Annotated in this window: 19 protein-coding genes; 5 read left to right on the top strand and 14 right to left on the bottom strand. The window is 71.6% G+C overall.

The genetic code is table 11. The features are described 5' to 3' along the window. Nucleotides 1-7: 7 nt before the first annotated feature. The 8 genes from AB0H62_RS30230 to AB0H62_RS30195 are packed head-to-tail and all read right to left on the bottom strand — an operon-like array spanning nt 8 to nt 7,010. Nucleotides 8-1,372: an FAD-binding protein gene (locus AB0H62_RS30230; protein WP_220243418.1), complete on the bottom strand. Its 1,365-nt coding sequence runs from the start codon at nt 1,370-1,372 to the stop codon at nt 8-10. Further along, nucleotides 1,369-2,004, bottom strand: a complete 636-nt coding sequence (locus AB0H62_RS30225; protein ID WP_220243419.1) for an aspartate/glutamate racemase family protein — start codon at nt 2,002-2,004, stop codon at nt 1,369-1,371. The genes AB0H62_RS30230 and AB0H62_RS30225 overlap by 4 nt, the downstream gene beginning before the upstream one ends. Further along, on the bottom strand, nt 2,004-3,359 hold the full coding sequence (locus AB0H62_RS30220) for an MmgE/PrpD family protein (RefSeq protein ID WP_360589726.1): 1,356 nt from the start codon (nt 3,357-3,359) through the stop codon (nt 2,004-2,006). Before AB0H62_RS30220 ends, AB0H62_RS30225 begins: the two co-directional genes overlap by 1 nt. Then, nucleotides 3,356-4,057, bottom strand: coding sequence for an ABC transporter ATP-binding protein (locus AB0H62_RS30215; RefSeq protein WP_360589724.1), 702 nt, complete (start codon nt 4,055-4,057; stop codon nt 3,356-3,358). Before AB0H62_RS30215 ends, AB0H62_RS30220 begins: the two co-directional genes overlap by 4 nt. Continuing rightward, complete coding sequence (locus AB0H62_RS30210; protein WP_360589722.1) at nt 4,044-4,778, bottom strand: ABC transporter ATP-binding protein; 735 nt, start codon at nt 4,776-4,778, stop codon at nt 4,044-4,046. The genes AB0H62_RS30215 and AB0H62_RS30210 overlap by 14 nt, the downstream gene beginning before the upstream one ends. After that, nucleotides 4,775-5,821: a branched-chain amino acid ABC transporter permease gene (locus tag AB0H62_RS30205; RefSeq protein WP_360589720.1), complete on the bottom strand. Its 1,047-nt coding sequence runs from the start codon at nt 5,819-5,821 to the stop codon at nt 4,775-4,777. The genes AB0H62_RS30210 and AB0H62_RS30205 overlap by 4 nt, the downstream gene beginning before the upstream one ends. Then, nucleotides 5,818-6,834 carry a branched-chain amino acid ABC transporter permease gene (locus tag AB0H62_RS30200; protein WP_255638358.1) on the bottom strand — a complete coding sequence of 339 codons (1,017 nt, stop codon included), beginning with the start codon at nt 6,832-6,834 and terminating at the stop codon, nt 5,818-5,820. Before AB0H62_RS30200 ends, AB0H62_RS30205 begins: the two co-directional genes overlap by 4 nt. Then, nucleotides 6,831-7,010 (bottom strand): hypothetical protein, encoded by a 180-nt coding sequence (locus tag AB0H62_RS30195; RefSeq protein WP_220247895.1) that lies wholly within the window; start codon nt 7,008-7,010, stop codon nt 6,831-6,833. Before AB0H62_RS30195 ends, AB0H62_RS30200 begins: the two co-directional genes overlap by 4 nt. Between AB0H62_RS30195 and AB0H62_RS30190 the strand changes: the two genes are divergently transcribed. Beyond that, entirely contained in the window at nt 7,009-7,734 is a 726-nt protein-coding gene (locus AB0H62_RS30190) for a hypothetical protein (RefSeq protein ID WP_360589717.1), read from the top strand. The genes AB0H62_RS30195 and AB0H62_RS30190 overlap by 2 nt on opposite strands. Before the next feature lie 64 nt (nt 7,735-7,798). On the opposite strand, the gene AB0H62_RS30185 is transcribed toward AB0H62_RS30190, so the two are convergent. After that, nucleotides 7,799-8,740, bottom strand: coding sequence for a helix-turn-helix domain-containing protein (locus AB0H62_RS30185; RefSeq protein WP_360589715.1), 942 nt, complete (start codon nt 8,738-8,740; stop codon nt 7,799-7,801). A gap of 93 nt (nt 8,741-8,833) precedes the next feature. Between AB0H62_RS30185 and AB0H62_RS30180 the strand changes: the two genes are divergently transcribed. Then, complete coding sequence (locus AB0H62_RS30180; protein ID WP_360589713.1) at nt 8,834-10,438, top strand: DUF885 domain-containing protein; 1,605 nt, start codon at nt 8,834-8,836, stop codon at nt 10,436-10,438. Between the two features lie 25 nt (nt 10,439-10,463). After that, on the top strand, nt 10,464-11,798 hold the full coding sequence (locus AB0H62_RS30175) for a carboxylesterase family protein (protein ID WP_360589711.1): 1,335 nt from the start codon (nt 10,464-10,466) through the stop codon (nt 11,796-11,798). Nucleotides 11,799-11,803: 5 nt separating this feature from the next. Here AB0H62_RS30175 and AB0H62_RS30170 read toward each other — a convergent pair whose 3' ends face one another. The 4 genes from AB0H62_RS30170 to nthB all read right to left on the bottom strand — a co-directional run bounded on the left by AB0H62_RS30170 (nt 11,804) and on the right by nthB (nt 14,061). Next, a complete protein-coding gene (locus tag AB0H62_RS30170) occupies nt 11,804-12,262 on the bottom strand; it encodes a MarR family transcriptional regulator (RefSeq protein ID WP_220243426.1) in 459 nt (152 codons plus the stop codon). A 76-nt stretch (nt 12,263-12,338) separates the two neighbouring features. Beyond that, a complete protein-coding gene (locus tag AB0H62_RS30165) occupies nt 12,339-12,671 on the bottom strand; it encodes a nitrile hydratase accessory protein (protein WP_220243427.1) in 333 nt (110 codons plus the stop codon). 8 nt (nt 12,672-12,679) lie between these two features. Beyond that, nucleotides 12,680-13,300, bottom strand: coding sequence for a nitrile hydratase subunit alpha (nthA, locus tag AB0H62_RS30160; RefSeq protein WP_220243428.1), 621 nt, complete (start codon nt 13,298-13,300; stop codon nt 12,680-12,682). Further along, complete coding sequence (gene nthB / locus AB0H62_RS30155; RefSeq protein ID WP_220243429.1) at nt 13,297-14,061, bottom strand: nitrile hydratase subunit beta; 765 nt, start codon at nt 14,059-14,061, stop codon at nt 13,297-13,299. Before nthB ends, nthA begins: the two co-directional genes overlap by 4 nt. Before the next feature lie 121 nt (nt 14,062-14,182). Here nthB and AB0H62_RS30150 point away from each other — a divergent pair, with 121 nt between their 5' ends. After that, nucleotides 14,183-15,109 carry a DJ-1/PfpI family protein gene (locus AB0H62_RS30150; protein WP_360589709.1) on the top strand — a complete coding sequence of 309 codons (927 nt, stop codon included), beginning with the start codon at nt 14,183-14,185 and terminating at the stop codon, nt 15,107-15,109. 159 nt (nt 15,110-15,268) lie between these two features. On the opposite strand, the gene AB0H62_RS30145 is transcribed toward AB0H62_RS30150, so the two are convergent. Further along, nucleotides 15,269-15,694 carry a Fur family transcriptional regulator gene (locus tag AB0H62_RS30145; RefSeq protein WP_220243430.1) on the bottom strand — a complete coding sequence of 142 codons (426 nt, stop codon included), beginning with the start codon at nt 15,692-15,694 and terminating at the stop codon, nt 15,269-15,271. Nucleotides 15,695-15,855: 161 nt separating this feature from the next. On the opposite strand from AB0H62_RS30145, the gene AB0H62_RS30140 reads away from it, so the two are divergent. Next, nucleotides 15,856-16,284 (top strand): transcriptional repressor, encoded by a 429-nt coding sequence (locus AB0H62_RS30140; RefSeq protein ID WP_255638363.1) that lies wholly within the window; start codon nt 15,856-15,858, stop codon nt 16,282-16,284. The last annotated feature ends 70 nt before the right edge of the window (nt 16,285-16,354 follow it).

Genomic DNA, 16,354 nt, shown 5'->3' with positions numbered 1-16,354 from the left:
GGGAAAGTCAGTGGTGACGGCGGGCGACGTCGCTCGCGGCCAGGTAGGCGAGGCCGAACGCGGGCAGCAGCCCGTTGCCCGGCAGGTAACCCGCGGCGCCGTGGCCGGAGATGCTCGCGGCCGCGCCGCCGGCGGCGTAGAGGCCAGGGATGCGTTGCCCGGAAGCGTCCACAACGGCCGCGTTCTCGTCGACCATCAGGCCGCCCTGGGTGTGGAACAACGCGGGCACCACGCGGACCGCGGCGTAGCGGCCGGAAAGCGGGCGTTCCCAGTTGGTGCGGCCGAACTCGTCGGGCCGCTCGCCCCGGGCGATCGCGGCGACACGAGACAGCTCGTCGGCCAGCGCCTCCGCCGGAAGCCCCGTCACGGCAGCCAGGCCGGCAGCGTCGTCGGCCCACACCAGCGCACCCGAGGCGACGGTGTCCTTGAAGTCCTGGAACGGCTGGCACTGCTCGAAAATCGTCTCGTCCAGCACGATCCAGCCGGTCGAACCTTCACGCGCGGCGAGCTCCGCGGCGTACTCCGAATAGCCGCGCGTCTCGTCGCCGAAGCGGCGGCCGCCGAGGTCGACGAGGAACGCGCCGTGGATGACCGTCGCCCAGCCCACGAGCGTGCCGGCGTTGGCCGCGACCGCGCCGTGGCCCTGGTACGCGTCGAGGAACCCGGTTGCGGCGCCCAGCTTCTCGCCGATGCGCAACGCGTCGCCCAGCGACTGGTCACTGCCCTGGTACAGCGCGCCCGCGATCTCCGGCAGGTGCCGGGCCACGAGGTCCTTGTCGGCGCCGAAGCCGTTGGTGGCCAGCAGCACCGCGCGCGTCGGGATCTCTTCCTCGGTCCCGTCCGGGTAACGCACCACGACCGCGCGCACACCGCCGGAATCGGACAGCACGTCGATCAGCTTGCCCGGCACCAGCAGCTCGATGTTCTCGTGCTCGGTGACGCGCCGGGCCAGGTGGTCGATCACGCCCGAACCGTGGCGGCCGGGGATCGAGTGGCAGCGCGTGACAGCGTGGCCGGGGTAGTTGAAGTCCGTCACCAAAGAAAGCGGCAACCCCGCCGAATCGGCGAGCCACTCGACGAGCGGTGCGCTCACCGAAGCGAGTGTCCGCGCCAGTCGCGGGTCGGCCTGCCCCTTCGTCTTCGCCATGATGTCGGCGACGAACTGCTCCGGCGAGTCCGCAACCCCCGCCGAAGCCTGCCAACGCGAACCCGCGCCGGGGAACATCGCCGTGGACATCGAGGTGTTGTTGCCCCGCCGGAAGTGCTCGCTCGCCTCGACGACGAGCACGCTCAGTCCCAGCTCGGCCGCCCGCAGCGCGCCCGCGAGCCCGCCACCGGCGCCGGCGACGACGAGGTCCGGTCCGTCGCTCACCGCACCCCCTCGACGGCCAGCAGCCGCATGGCCAGCTCCGTCGGGTCGACGATCCGCGCCGGCAGGTCGGCCGGCTCGACGTCGACCGCCGAGCAGCCGTTGATCACCGCTGTCGCGCCCAGCTCGGCCAGCTCGCGCACTGCCGAGCCCAGCGCCGCGTTCCACACCTCGGTCTCGGCGATCGCGGAGAACGGCAGGTCGAGCACGCGGATGCCGGCGAGGTACTCGTCGAGCCCGTACGCGGCGATCCGGCTGGCGAACTCGTCCTTGATCGCCTCGTTGCGCACCACGGCGCCGAACCGCACGCCCTTGCCCGCCAGGTGGGTCGCCGACAGCTTGAGGATGCCGTGCACCGGCAGTGCCGGGTCGGAGACGGCGTCGGGCACCGACGGGTCGAGCACGCAGTCCGGGAACGCGAGGTCGAAGCCGTCGGCGGCGGCCTTGAGCAGCGCGGCGACTTCCCGCTCCGAGTCGCGCATCGACCCGGCTGTGTCCAAAGTGGCCGGTGCGGTCGGGCCCACGTTGCGCAGCTCGATCTCCACGCCCGGCGGCGCGAGGCGGTCGTAGCGGGCCTGGCGCCGGGCGACCTCGTCGGGCGGCAGGTGGATGGGCGTCACCGCGAGGGCACGCATCAGTTCAGCTCCTTCTCGTCGGTCCCGGCCAGTTCGCGCAGCGCCGCGCCGACGCGGGGCTGGCCGGGCAGGTCGTGGCCCAGGGCGGCGGCCCGGTCCACGAGTTCGGGCTGCCGCGGCAGCCACGTCTTCAGCAGGCCGAGCACGTCCGGCTCGGTCAGCGGGTGGTGGTCGGCGTCACCGACCGGGTTGGGCACCTCGCTCGTGAGCGTGGCGCCGTCGTCGAAGCACACCTGCACGCGGGTCGCGCGCTCGTCGGGCAGGCGCGCGGTGAGGTCGGGCGCCTCGACGAGCCGCACGCGCCGCGCCAGCGCACGCACACCCGCGTCGTCGACGGCCGAACCCGGCCCGACCTCGCCGGTGAGCGCGGCCGTGGCCACCACGAACGGCGTGGAGAACATCGCCGAGAGCCGGTTCGACCAGTCCACTCCGGACAGTCCGGCGCCCAGCACATGGCTCTCCACCACGATCTTCGTGATGCCTTCCGACCGGAACCGCGCATCAGAACGCAGCTCCAGCACGGCGTCGGCCGCCGGATGCGTGAAGGAACAGGACGCGTGCCGCTTGAAGTAGCCGCGCGTGATGTCCCACCGCGAGCCGAGTTCGGTGGTGAGCTCGGCCGCGTCGAACGAGCCCAGCACCGTGCCCAGCGAGAGCGCGGCCGTGCCCGTCGTGCGCGCCATGCCCGCCGCCGCCATCCGCACGGCGGCGAGCCCGGACATCGCCGAGGCGCCCAGCCACGCGTTGCGCACCGGATTGCCCTGCGTCGCCGAGTCGAAGTGCCCGGCGATGGCCATCCCGGCCGCGGTGTCGATCGCCGCCGCGGCCGCGCCAGGCGCGAGGCCCAGCAGGCGCGCGCAGCCGGCCGCGGCGCCGGGCACGCCCCAGCTGCCGTGCGGGTGCGCGCCCGGGCGCAACGAGGTGGCCCGGCCGAAGCGCGACGCCACCTCGTACGCGGCCAGCAGCGCCGCCGCCGTGTCGGCGCCGGTGCTGTCCAGCTCGGCCGCGAGCGCGAGCACCGCGGGGAAGCCGTGGGCCGCAGGGTGACCCTTGGCGTACTTGTTGCCTTCGTCGAGCTCGAGCGACACGAGCGCCATCGCGTTGAGCCAGGCGGCGGCGTCCGTGGACACCCGCCGCCCGGCCCCGATCAACGGCGCAGGACCGTCCGGTGCCCGCCATGCGGCAGCCAGGGCTCGCTGTTCGGGCAGCGTTGCCCCGACCGCCGTCACGCCGATGACGTCGAGCAGCACCAGGGCGAGCCGGTCCAGCACGGCGGCCGGCACGGCCGTGACGTCCACTTCGGACACCCACCCGCCGAGAGCCGCGGTCGCCTCGGTGGCCTGTTCCGTTTTCACAGTCCCAAGTACGCCTTCCTGACCCGGCTGTCGTCCGCGAGCTCGGCGCCCGTGCCCGCCAGCACGGTCGACCCGCTCTCCAGAACGTACGCCCGGTCGGCGATGGCCAGCGCCTGCTTGGCGTTCTGCTCCACCAGCAGCACCGCCACGCCGGTGTCGCGGATCTGCTGCACCGCTTCCAGCATCGTCCACGTGAGCTTCGGCGACAGGCCGGTCGAGGGCTCGTCGAGCATCAGCAGCCGCGGCCCGGCCATCAGCGCCCGCGCGATCGCGAGCATCTGCTGCTGCCCGCCGCTGAACGTCTGCGCGACCGTCGAACGGCGCTCGGCGAGCACCGGGAACAGGTCGTAGACCTCCTTCAGCGACTTCGTGGCCTGTGCCGCCGTGCGCGTCCACGCGCCCATGCGGAGGTTCTCCTCCACGGTGAGCGTGCCGAACAGCGCGCGGTCCTCGGGCACGTGCACGAGACCCTCGCGCACGAGCTGGTCGGGCCGGCGGCCCGCGGTCGGCTCGCCGTCGAGCGTGATCGTGCCCGACATCGGTTTCAGCTGGCCGCAGATGCTGCGCAGCGTCGTGGTCTTGCCGGCACCGTTCGCCCCGACGAGGGCCACGATCTCGCCCTCGGCCAGCTCCAGGTCCACGTCGTGGAGGATCCGCATGCGCCCGTAACCGGCGCAGACCTTGTCAAGCTTCAGCACGGGTCGGCTCCTCCCCGAGGTAGGCGTCGATCACCCGGGGGTCGCTGGTGACCTCTTCGGGCGACCCGACGGCGAGCACGCGGCCCTGGTCGAGCACGAGCACGCGGTCGGCCAGCCGCATCACGGCGGCCATGATGTGCTCGATGAACACCAGCGTCACGCCTTCCTGCTCGCGCAGCGTGGCGAGCAGGTCGAGCACGGGTTCGCGCTCGGCGGGCACGAGCCCGGCGAGCACCTCGTCGAGCAGCAGCACCTTGGGCCGCATCGCGAGCGTGCGGGCCAGCTCCAGGCGCTTGAGCCCCGCCGTCGGCAGGTCCGGTGCCGCGCGGTGCGCCCACGGCCCGAGCCCCACGCGTTCGACGACGTCGAGCGAGTGTTTCCGCAGGTCTTTCGCCGCGAAGCGGTGGTGCTGCGCCGCCAGGCTCACGTTCTCCAGCACGGTCATGCTGGAGAACGGCCGCATCAGCTGGAACGTGCGCACCATGCCGGCCCGCGCGATCCGGTCCGGCGAGCGGCCCGTCACGTCGGCGCCCGCGAGGTGCACGCGGCCGGCGTCGGGCGTCAGCGCGCCCGACACCACGTTGAACAGCGTGGTCTTGCCCGCGCCGTTGGGCCCGATGATGCCGAGGATCTCGCCCTCGGCCACCTCGAAGTCCACATCGGACAGCGCGTGCAGCCCGCGGAAGGACTTGCCGACGCCCTTGACCTGAACCAGGTTCATCGCCGCCACCTCGTTACCAGAGTTCCGACGATGCCCTTCGGCAGCAACCGCACGATGAGGATCAGCAGCACGGCGTAGAGCACCACGTCGAGCCCGCTGCGGCCCTGCAGGAACCCGAGGAACCCGGGTGGGGTGCGCAGCAACGTCGCCGTGACGTCGGTGAGCGAGCCGACGATGATCGCGCCCACCACCGGGCCCCAGATCGTGCCGATGCCGCCGATCACCACGGGCACGATCGCCTGGATCGAGATCGCGGAACCGAACCCGAGATCGGGGTTCACGAACAGGTAGTACTGCGTGTAGAAGGCACCGGCCACGGCCGTGATCGCCGCCGAGAGCGCCACCGTCATCAGCTTGTGCCGCATCACGGGCGCCCCGAGCGACGACGCCGCCAGCTCGTCGTCACGGATCGCGGTGACGTACCGGCCTGCGCGCGAGTGCAGGAACCCGATGCTGACAGCGACCGCGGCCCCGGCCAGCACGAGCGCCACCCAGAAGTACGCGGGTGAGTCGGCCGGGAACTGGATCTTCCACAGCGACGAGCCCTGGATCAGCGGCACGCTGAAGCCCACCGACTTGTTGGCGAACGCGCTGCTGGTCACGATGAGCCGCAGCATCTCCGCGAACGCGAAGGTCGCCAGCGCGAAGTACGCGCCCTGCAGCTTGTAGCGGAACGAGAAGTACCCGATGAGCACGGCGACCGCGGCGGCCACCGCCATCCCGGCCAGCATCCCGATCCAAGGCGACACGTTCTGCTTCACCAGCAGGTACGCGCTGGTGTAGGCCCCGAGCCCGAAGTACGCGGCGTGGCCGAAGCTGAACATCCCGCCGAAGCCGCTCATGATGTTCCAGCCCACGGCCATGAGCAGGAAGATCAGGATGCGCACGGCGACCGCGCCCTGAGCTGCCGGCAGGATCAGCGGCAGCGGGATCGCGATGAGCATGAGCAGCGCGAGGATCGCGTACTGCCGGTTCTGCGGACGCAGCGGCGGTGCCTTGACCTTCTCTTTCGATGCCGGCGCCGCGATGGTGATGGTGCTCATGCTCGCCTCCCGAAAAGACCCTGCGGACGGAGGAACAGCACCAGCACGAACACCACGAACACGCCGAGCAGGGAGCTCTGGCCGCCGAGGTAGATCGTGGTGAGCTGCTCGACCAGCCCGATCAGCAAGCCGCCGACGAGCGCGCCGACGACGTTGCCCATTCCGCCGAGCACCACCACCACGAACGCGGTGATGTTGAACTGCTCGCCGAGCGTGGGCGTCACCGTGACGAGCGGTCCGGCCAGTGCCGCGGCGGCACCGGCGCAGGCCGTGCCGATCGCGAACGTGACGGTGTGGATCCGCTTCACGTTGATGCCGACGAGCTCCGCGCCCGGGCCGTGGGCGGCGACCGCGCGGATCGCCGTGCCGAGCCGGGTGCGGCGCAGCAGCCAGAACAGCACCGCCCCGAGCAGGATCGCGCCGAGGAACGCGTACAGCCGCGAACCCGCGACGATCGCGCCCAGCAAGGAGAACTGGAAGTCGCCCGGCAATGCGATGCTCCTGGGCTCGGCGCCGAAGAACATCAGCAGCAGGTTCTCCAGCAGCAGCGAGAGCCCGAGCGTGATGAGCAGCTGGTTCTCCAGCGTCTTGCCCGCGGAACCCGACAGCAGCCCGCGGTGCACGGCGGCGCCGATGAGGAACAACGCCGGGACCGCGACGATGAGCGTGAGGTAGGGGTGCATGCCGGTGCCGGCCACCATGCCGAAGGAGATGAACATCGCGACGGCCAGCAGTGCGCCGTGGGCGAAGTTGACGATGTCGAGCACGCCGAAGATCAGCGTCAGCCCCATCGCGATCAGGCCGTAGAGCCCGCCGGTGAGGATGCCGGTGACCACCGACTGCCACACCACCAGGCCGCTGCCCGACTGCAGGAGCGCGACGACGATCGCGACCACGAGCACGACGGCGACCACGCCGGCACGCCCGAGGAAAGCCTTGCGCTGCTTGGCTTTGGTGTCGTCCGGAGGGGAGAATTCGGGGGCGAGTGTCGCCCCGGGGGAGAGTTCGCTCATGGCCGCCAGTTCACCGTGTAGTCGGGCCGGGATTCGGCTTTGTCCGGGGGGAAGACCTGCTTGACCTGACCGTCCTGGACCTGCATCAGGACGGGGAACGCGTTGCGGTTGTCGCCGTTGGCGGCGAAGGAGATCGGCCCGTGGCCCACGGTCAGGGGAGCGACCGCGGCCGGCATGGCACGCCACGGCATCACCGGCCCGCCGACCGTGGTGGAGGGCCGGTTCGGCTTCCTGCAGGCGTTCTGTGGAGACCGGGCCCACGTCGACGAGATCGTGACCGGGCTCGGCACCGACTGGGAGCTGCCCGGGATCTTCTTCAAACCGTATCCCTGCAACCACTTCACGCACGCGGGCATCGACGCCGCACGCCGGCTGCGGGCCCGGGGCGTGGATCCGGCTTCGATAACCAGTCTGGAGCTCGGCGCTCCGACCGCCGTGCTGCGCACCATCGGCGAGCCGCGCGAGGACAAGATCCACCCGAAGTCGGGTTACCACGCGGCGTTCTCCGGCCCGTACACGGTCGCGGCGGCGTTCCTCGGCGGCGGCGGGCTGGGCGTGTTCCACGAGGACTTCACCGACTCCGCGGCGGCTGATCCCGCGCGGCTCGCGTTGGCGGCGAAGGTGACGTGCGTGCCGGACTCGCGGTGCGACGAGATCTTCCCGCACCAGTTCCCCGCCGTCCTGCGTGCGCGGCTGACCGACGGGACCGAAGTGGAGGAACGCGTGGACGTGAACCGCGGCGGGCCGGACAATCCGCTGTCGGCCGAGGAGCTGGCCACGAAGTTCCGTCTCAACGCCACGCGGGTGGTCTCCGCTGAGACAGCCGATCGGATCACGGAGCTGACCTACGGGCTGGCGGGCCTGGGCGACCTCTCCGAGCTGACCGGGCTGCTGCACTGATCCCCCGGCCGGGCGCGGCGGTTGCCGTCGCGTCCGGCCGGTTTCCAGTGTCCAAGGGCGGTGCTCAGCGCCGCTGGAAACTGCCGCGGTAGGCCTGCGGGCTGGTGCCCACGATGCGTTTGAAGCGGTCGCGGAACGACGTCGGCGAGCCGAAGCCGACCTGACCCGCGATGCGGTCGACGCCGTGGTCGGTGGCTTCCAGCAGGTGCTGCGCCTGGCGGATGCGGGCGCGCAGCAGCCACTGCAGCGGGCTGGTGCCGGTCTGTTCGCGGAAGCGGCGGTTGAGCGTGCGGCTGCTCATGCCGGCGTGGGCGGCGATGTCGTCGAGCGTGAGGTCTTTCGCGCAGTTCTCGTCGAGCCAGCGCAGCACCGGTTCGAGCACCGAGCCACGCGGGGTCGGCGGCTGGTCGTGGACGATGAACTGCGCCTGGCCGCCCTCGCGTTCGAGCGGCATCACGGACAGGCGGGCGGCGTCGGCGGCGACCGCGGAGCCGTGGTCGCGGCGGATGAGGTGCAGGCAGAGGTCGAGGCCCGCGGCGGCGCCGGCCGAGGTGAGGATGGTGCCGTTGTCGACGTAGAGCACTCCCGCGTCGACCTCGATCGCCGGGTAGCGGGCGGCGAGCTGCGGCGCGGCGACCCAGTGTGTGGTGGCGCGCTGCCCGTCGAGCAGGCCGGTGGCGGCGAGGATGAACGCGCCGGAGCAGATGGACGCGATGCGCGTGCCTTTCGCCGCGGCTGCACGCAGGGCATCTACGACGTCGGCAGGCACCTCTTCGAGCTCGTCGCGGCCGGGGACGATGATCGTGTCCGCTTCGGCGAGCGCTTCGAGGCCGTGCCGCGGCCGGATCGTGAAGGCGCCGGCGTCGATCGCCTCGGCCGGACCGCAGACGCGCACCTGGTAGGCGGCCCGGCCGTCGGGCAGGCGCGTGCGGGTGAACACCTCGATGGGCGTGGCCAGGTCGAACGGCACGACCTTGTCCAAGGCGAGGATCACCACGGAGTGCATGGCGGGATCCTAGTGGTCACCGGTGTTCTCGCCAAGCAGTGTGACTTCCCGAAGTTCACACCGGCTTCGCGGCGCGGGTATAGCGTGAGCCGCGTGACGCCGATCTTCCAGCTCTCCGACGAGCACGTGACCGCAGAAGCCGCCCTGGACCCCGTGGCCGCGACGATGCGCGGGATCACCACGCCCGACCCCGCCACGCTCACCGACTTCTCGCCCGACGGTTTCGACGCTCGCGCCGACCAAGCCCGCCGGACGCTCGCGACCCTGGCCACGCTCACGCCCGAGTCGGGCGAGGACCGCATCGCGGGCGCGCACCTGAAGGAACGGCTCGAGGCTCAGCTCGCGTGGCACGACCTCGGTGAGCCGCTGCGCACGGTGAAGGCGCAGTTCGGGGTACTGACTTCCTTGCGCGACACCGTGGACATGCTCCCGCGTATCGGCGACGACGACTGGCACGTGATCGGTGTGCGCCTCGCCGGCGTCGAGACGATGCTGGCGGCCTGGCAGACGTCGCTGCGCGCGGGCCTCGACCGCGGCCTCGTCGCCGCGCGCCGGCAGGCCCTGGAGACGGCGTCGCAGGCCGACCGGTTCGCCGGCGTGCACGAAGCGCTGGTGGAGGCGTACGGCGACGGCCCGCTCGCCCTCGACCTGCGCTCCGCCGCCGACGCCGCCCACCGCGGCTACGCCGAGCTCGCGCGCTTCCTGCGCGAGGACTACGCACCGCGCGCGACCTCTGTCGAAGGCGTCGGCGCCGAACGCTACGCGGCCGGCGCGCGCCTGAGCCTGGGCGCGGACATCGACCTGGCCGAGGCGTACGAGTGGGGCTGGGCCGAGCTGGAGCGCATCGAGCAGGAGCTGGCAGCGGAGGCGGCCCAGGTGCGTCCGGGTGCTTCGGTCGCGGAGGCCATGGCATTGCTCGACGAGAAGTACTTTGTGGACGGTGAACCGGCCTATGTGGACTGGCTGCGCGCCGCCCACGACGGCGCGATGGCCGATGCCGCCGCCCACTTCGACATCCCGGAACCGCTGCGCGCGATCGACGTGACCCTCGCTCACGGTTCGGCCTCGGGCGCGCCGTACTACACGGGCCCCAGCGAGGACGGCGTCCGCCCGGGCCGCACGTGGTGGCCGCTCGGCGGACGTTCGCGCTTCGCCGTGTGGTCGGAGCTGACCACGGTGTTCCACGAGGGCGTGCCGGGCCACCACCTGCAGATCGGCACCGCGAAGCTCGCCGCCGACCGCGTCAGCCGCTTCGCGCGCGTGCACTCCGTCAGCGGTCACGCCGAGGGCTGGGCGCTCTACGCCGAGCGCCTCGCCGACGAACTCGGCTGGTACACCCAGCCCGGCACCCGCCTCGGCATGCTCGCGGGCTCCGCCATGCGCGCCGCCCGCGTCGTCATCGACATCGGCGCGCACCTGGACCTGCCCCTGCCCGACGGGTCGCGCTGGGACTTCGACACGGCCTGCCGCGTGCTCCACGAACGCGGGCTGGCGGCCGAGCACCGCGTCCACCCCGAGGTGGTGCGCTACCTCGGCTGGCCGGGCCAGGCGATCGCGTACAAGCTGGGGGAACGCTCTTGGCTCGCGGCGCGCTCGGAAGCGGCTTCCCGCCCGGACTTCTCGCTGCGGCAATGGCACCACGACGCGCTCGCGGTGGGACCGGTGGGCTTGGCGGCTCTGCAGGACGCGCTGCGCTGATCACCCGGTGGACCCGGTGATCAGCGTGCGCACCAGCTCAGGCAAGGTGCTCGGCCGCCGAGGCGCGCACGGTGTCACGTTCGCCGGGATTCCGTACGCGCCGACGCCGGTCGGGGCACGGCGGTTTGCCGCGCCGGGGCCGCCGCCCAGGTGGGACGGCGTCAGGGGTGCGGCAAGGGCCACCGCGCCGCAGCGGATGCGGCCGTTCGGGCGGGCTGATCTGTCGCCGGTTCTCGGGACGACCACGGCACGAGGCGACTACCTCAGCCTCACCGTCTCCACGCCGGATTCCGGTACGAGGAACCTGCCCGTGCTCGTTTTCCTGCACGGCGGGGGCTTCGCCACCGGGACCGGCCACGCGCCCGTGTACGCCACCGAGGCCTTCCCCCGCGACGGGATCGTGTTGGTGACCGTGAACTACCGGCTCGGCGCGATCGGCTGGCTCGATCTGCCGGACGCGCCGGCCAATCGTGGACTGCTCGACGTGCTGGCCGCTCTCGGGTGGATCAACGAGAACATCGCGAACTTCGGCGGGGATCCCGGGAACGTCACCCTCGGCGGGCAGTCCGCCGGCGCCATGCTCGTGCTGGCGCTGATGACCACGCCCACGGACCTGTTCCGTCGCGGGATCAGCCAGAGCGGTCACGCCCTGTGCTGCTACCCGCCCGAACGCGCCGCGGTCACCACGCGAGCGTTCGGGGCAGCCCTCGGTCAGCCGGCCACGGCCGCCGCGCTGGCGGACCTCAGCGACGAGCGCATCCTCGACCTGACCGGGCACCTCGAGCCGGAGCACGACTTCCTCGACCCGTCGCTCGGCAGCAGCCCCTTCAAACCCGTCCTCGACGGCGAACTCCTGACCCGCCAACCCGCCGACGGCATCCGCGGCGACGTCGACCTCCTCGCCGGCACCAACGCCGAAGAAGCCAACCTCTACTCGATCCCCTTCGCGTTCGACACCACCGAAGCGAGCCTCCGCAAGGGTGCCCGACGACGCTTCCCCGACCCCGAGGCCCGCATCGCTCGGTGCCGGGAAACGCACCCCCACGACAACCCCGAGCAGCTCCTCACCCGGTTGATGACCGACGCCTTCAGAGAAGCCAACGAAAATCTGGGCGAATACACCTACGACTTCCGCTGGCGCTCACCCGCGTTCGACGGCCGCCTCGGCGCGTGTCACTGCGTCGAACTGCCCTTTGTCTTCGACTGCCTGGACCTACCCGGCCTGCGGGGCGAACACGCATTGCTCGGCCCCGGCGAACCACCCGCAGACCTCGCCCGAAGCACCCACAACGCATGGGTTTCCTTCATCGCCCGAGGAGACCCCGGCTGGACCGAGCCCGGCCCACACCGGATCGGCTGACCGCGTCACACAGTGCGTTTGCGCTGATGCTCCACTACATCGAACAGCACGGCCTTGAACTGCGTATAAACTTCACGCCCCAGCCGGCGCGCATGCCGCTCTTGCAAAGCCGTCATGATGCGGCCCGCCGCGCGCATCTCGGCCAGCCCGCGCTCCGTCGGGCAGATCAGCTTCGCGCGGCGGTCGGCGGGGTCCGGGCGGCGCTGGACGTACCCGAGGGCCTCCAGCTCGTCGATCATCGTCCCGATCACCTGTTTGTGCTGCCCCGAAAGGCGCGAAAGCTCGGTTGCCCGGACACCCTCGGTGTCCAGGTAGGCGAGCACGGCGCCGTGGCGCGGGTGGAGGTCGGCGAAGCCCTGGGCGGCCAGGGAGGTGAAGAGCTCGTGCTGCACGGCGAACAGCAGCCGCCCGGCGAGGACGCCCAGGTCGGGGTTCGATTCGTTCTTCTCGGCCCGGCTGACCAACCCTGCCGCCTCCTCCGCGTCGCCCCGGCGAGCCGCTCGCCCGGTGAGGAGGAAGTCTAGGTGAACGCGCTCACCCTCAGTCGCGGTCCTCGGGGTTGACGTACCCCTCTTCGAGCAGGCCGTGGCGCCGGACGACGGTGTCGAGCGCCGTCACCCAGTGCCGGTAGTACTCCCAGCGGCCCTTTTCGTCGTCGGGTGCGGACTGCCACGAGCCGATGGCCGCGATCAGCTCGCGCTGGAAGTCTTCCCACGCGTAGTGGCCGAACTCCGACAGCGCCACCGCCAGGCCGAACGCGCGCCGCTGCCACTCCGCGTCGAACACGGGCTGCTCGAGGTCCGTGGAGCAAGACGAGTGGAACTTGACGTGCCCGGTCTCGTCGTAGTCCAGCGTGCTGATGTCGATCGCCATGCCCGTCCTCACGCCGCCGGGCCCGCGAGGGCCACGCCGATCATCGACTCCGTCGTCACGAGCTCGGCGAGCTGTTCCTCGCTCCAGCCCTCCGTGCCCGAGGGCCGCGCGGGCACCACGAACCACCGCGAGTGCCCGCTCGAATCCCACACGCGCACCTCGGTGTCGTCGTCGAGCTCCACACCCAGCTCGGCCAGCACGACCCGCGGCTCGCGCGCCGCGCGGGAACGGAACACCGGGTCCTTGTACCAGTACGGCGGCAGCCCCAGCACCGGCCACGGGAAGCACGAGCACAGCGAGCAGATCACCAGGTTGTGCACACCGGGCTCGTTGACCACGGCCGCGATGTGCTCGCCCTCGGCGCCGGCCATGCCCTCGGGCAGGTCCAGCTGCGCGATCGCCTTGGGGGTGTCCGTGGCCAGCAGCCGCGCGAACTCCGGGTCGACCCACGCGCGGGCCACGATCTTCTTGCCGTTGAGCGGCGTCATCTCCGACTCGAAGTAGCCGAGTACCTTGTCCACAGTGGACCCGGTGATCACGCCCTTCTCGATCAGGAGCGCCTCGAGCGCCTTCACTTGCGCGGCGCTCGCCTCCTCGCGGTCGTCGGGGTAGGCGAACAGCTCGCTCATCGGTTTCCGTCCCTCGTCGATCCGGCGGACAAGTAGGTCTCGTACAGCTCGGCGTACAGCGGGCCGGCCGCGCGTTCGGTTTCCTCGCCCCACAGCTCCTCGGGCTCGAACCGCACGATGTACACCGACATCGGCTCCCCGAGCCCGTCGCCGCCGGTCGAGACGAAGTACGAGTAGTTGCCCTCGAACACGCGCTCCACCCGGCCACGGTGCCCGCGCAGGTACCCGGGCAGCCGCGTGTGCTCCGTGGCCGGCGGGTTGCGCACCACGACCTCGTCGCCCACCGCGAACGCCGGCGTGGCCGGGCCGCGCCTCGGTGTGTCGCCGCGGCGCAGGTAGTCGAGCACCTGGTCGTCGACGGCTTCGGCGGCGCGGTCCGGCAGCTGCGCCTGCGGCTGCTCGCGGAAGCGCTCCGTGGCGGCGTCCAGCTCCTCCTGCGTCAGGTAACCCTGCTCGACGAGGTACTCGCTGATGCCGCCCAGCCATTTCTCGTAGTAGCGGAACTTGAAGTACTCGAACGGGTGCATCGCCTCCGCGCCCGAACGCAGGTGGGCCCACGTCCACGTGGTGCGGAACGTGGTGGGCACCGCGTCGAGGTCGTAGCCGGCGACGGAGTCGCGCAAGGAGGCGCTCAGGCCCATCATCGCCGCGTGGATGCCGAAGATGCGCTTCTCCCAGTCTTCGACGAACACGCGCTTCTCGTAGTCCAACGGGAAACCCTCGAGGCCTTCGAGACCGCCGAGACCGTGTTGCAGCTTCATCCTGGGCACCGCCTTCGCGTCGACCGAGGAAAAGCTAACACCGGGTAACCGACCGGATGCGGACACGCAGCCCACACATCCGGCCCTTTCCTGTGACCGGGGGCCGCCGTAGATTCCCCGGGTGGGCCTGTCGAGACCGGATGTCCCGATCGCCGTCCTCGTGTTCGACGGCGTCCGGCTGCTCGACGTGACCGGGCCGCTCGAGGTGTTCGACGTCGCCGCCGAGCTCGGCACCGGCTACGTCGTCACGATGTGTTCCCCGGACGGGCGCGACATCACCACGTCGAGCGGCTTGCGCCTGGGCGTCGACCAGGCCGCGGCCGACATGACCGGCGTCGACACGCTGGTCGTGCCCGGCGGCGAATGCCTCGTGAAACCGGGGGCGAACGCCGAGCTGCTCACCTCGATCCGGCACCTCGCGCGCGGAGCCCGGCGCGTGACGTCGGTGTGCGCGGGCGCCTTCGCGCTCGGCGCCGCGGGCATGCTCGACGGCCGCCGCGCCACCACGCACTGGCGCCACGCCGACACGCTGCAGGAGCGTTACCCCGCGGTCGAGGTCGACCCCGAGGCGATCTACGTCCGCGACGGCCGCGTGCTCACCTCCGCCGGCGTCAGCTCCGGCATCGACCTCGCGCTCGCGCTGGTGGAGGAGGACGCCGGCGACATCCTGGCCCACGAGATCGCGCGCGAGCTGGTGGTCTTCATGCGCCGCCGCGGCGCGCAGCCCCAGCTCTCCGTGCCCGCCCGCACCCCGCGCCCGCGCCGTGACATCGTCCGCGCGCTGTGCGACGAGGTCGCCGCCGACCCGGCCGGCGACCACTGCCTGACGAGCATGGCGCAGCGCGCCGGACTCAGCACGCGCCACCTCTCGCGGCTGTTCAAGGAAGGCACGGGCCAGACGCCGGCAACCTACGTCGCCGCGGTGCGCCGGGAAGCGGCGATCGCGCTGGTGATGAGCGGCGAGACCGTGGCCGCGGCGGCGCGGCGCAGTGGTCTGGGCAGTGACGAGACGCTGCGCCGCCACCTACGGGCGCGGCCGGACGACTAGAGCCGGCGCCACAGCGCTTAGCTGCTCCCGACAGAAGTGGTTCTTCCCGCGGGTGGAAACCCCGGGAGACGTGATGCCGCATGGCGTGGAGAGAAACTGACCGCGCGTGACGTGACAATACCGCCGACCCGGCGGCCGTCAGTCCGTTGTGGACGGAAGTCACTCAGCAGCGGAAGCGCACGCGTCGCACACGCCCCACCACGTCACCTCGGCCGATTCGACGCGGAAGCCCGGCGCGGTGACCGGTTCGAGGCACGGCGGGGTGCCGACGGCGCACGGCACGTCCTGGATCGCCCCGCAGCCGCGGCAGACGAGATGGTGGTGGTTGTCGTGCCGCTGCGGTTCGAAGCGCGCGGGTGAGCCCGCGGGCTCCAGCGAACGCAGCAGATCGGCCGAAACCAGGTCTTCGAGCACGTTGTACAAACCCTGCCGGGAGAGCCCGCCGGCAACGCCGTCGGCTTCGAGGTCCACGGCGAGTTCGGCCGCCGTCGAGTGCGGGTGCCGCTCGACCGCGGCCAGCACCGCTCGCCGCTGCGGCGTGTTGCGCAGCCCTACCCGGCGCAACCGCACCCCGAACGCGTCCATGCCCGCAGCGTACCCCAGAATGGACTGCATCAACTCTGGCGTGGAGAAGCTCACAAATCACCCGCCGAACCCCTGCCCACCTGCCCTTACGCCGCTGCGCAACCCACACTTGACTCCATCTGACAATTGACTCCATCAACTCTAGGTACTAGAAAGGTCTTGTGCCCCCGACTCCCACGCTCCCCCAGCCGTCGCCCGGCCACATCGACGCCGGGGCCCGCCTGCGCCGCGCCGGCCTGCGCGTGACCACCGCCCGCCAGGTCGTGCTCGAAACCCTCGCCGAGCAGCCGCACACCACCGTCGCCGAGCTGCTCCCCCACGTCCGCGACCGCCTCCGCTTCGCCTCCACCCGCGCGATCCACGACGTCCTCGCCACCGGTGTGTCCGCCGGGCTCGTCCGCCGCTTCGACACCGTCGGCGTCGCCCAGCGCTACGAGCTGACCGGGCCCGAACACGGCCACCTGCTGTGCACGAACTGCGGCCGCCTCGACTCCGTCGGCACCGCCGAAGGCACGGGCGCGCCGATCCTCACCGGCGTGTGCTCGCACTGCGCTCCGGACGGGCACGCCCACCTCGAACCGGCCCGCTGAGCGGGATTCGGCCACAGCCCGTCGTCGCGCGGGTGCGGTCGGCCAGCGCGGGCGTTTCGAAACGATCTCG

The sequence above is a fragment of the Amycolatopsis sp. NPDC050768 genome, assembly GCF_040654155.1.
Taxonomy (GTDB): Bacteria; Actinomycetota; Actinomycetes; order Mycobacteriales; family Pseudonocardiaceae; genus Amycolatopsis.
This window is presented reverse-complemented; position numbering and strand designations above follow the sequence as displayed.

Coding starts and splice junctions, on each gene's coding strand:
- AB0H62_RS30205 (WP_360589720.1), bottom strand. CDS start 5,821: ATGAGCACCATCACCATCGCGGCGCCGGCATCGAAAGAGAAGGTCAAG.
- nthB (WP_220243429.1), bottom strand. CDS start 14,061: ATGAAGCTGCAACACGGTCTCGGCGGTCTCGAAGGCCTCGAGGGTTTC.
- AB0H62_RS30185 (WP_360589715.1), bottom strand. CDS start 8,740: ATGCACTCCGTGGTGATCCTCGCCTTGGACAAGGTCGTGCCGTTCGAC.
- nthA (WP_220243428.1), bottom strand. CDS start 13,300: ATGAGCGAGCTGTTCGCCTACCCCGACGACCGCGAGGAGGCGAGCGCC.
- AB0H62_RS30200 (WP_255638358.1), bottom strand. CDS start 6,834: ATGAGCGAACTCTCCCCCGGGGCGACACTCGCCCCCGAATTCTCCCCT.
- AB0H62_RS30210 (WP_360589722.1), bottom strand. CDS start 4,778: ATGAACCTGGTTCAGGTCAAGGGCGTCGGCAAGTCCTTCCGCGGGCTG.
- AB0H62_RS30165 (WP_220243427.1), bottom strand. CDS start 12,671: ATGGCGATCGACATCAGCACGCTGGACTACGACGAGACCGGGCACGTC.
- AB0H62_RS30225 (WP_220243419.1), bottom strand. CDS start 2,004: ATGCGTGCCCTCGCGGTGACGCCCATCCACCTGCCGCCCGACGAGGTC.
- AB0H62_RS30145 (WP_220243430.1), bottom strand. CDS start 15,694: ATGGACGCGTTCGGGGTGCGGTTGCGCCGGGTAGGGCTGCGCAACACG.
- AB0H62_RS30190 (WP_360589717.1), top strand. CDS start 7,009: ATGGCACGCCACGGCATCACCGGCCCGCCGACCGTGGTGGAGGGCCGG.
- AB0H62_RS30195 (WP_220247895.1), bottom strand. CDS start 7,010: ATGCCGGCCGCGGTCGCTCCCCTGACCGTGGGCCACGGGCCGATCTCC.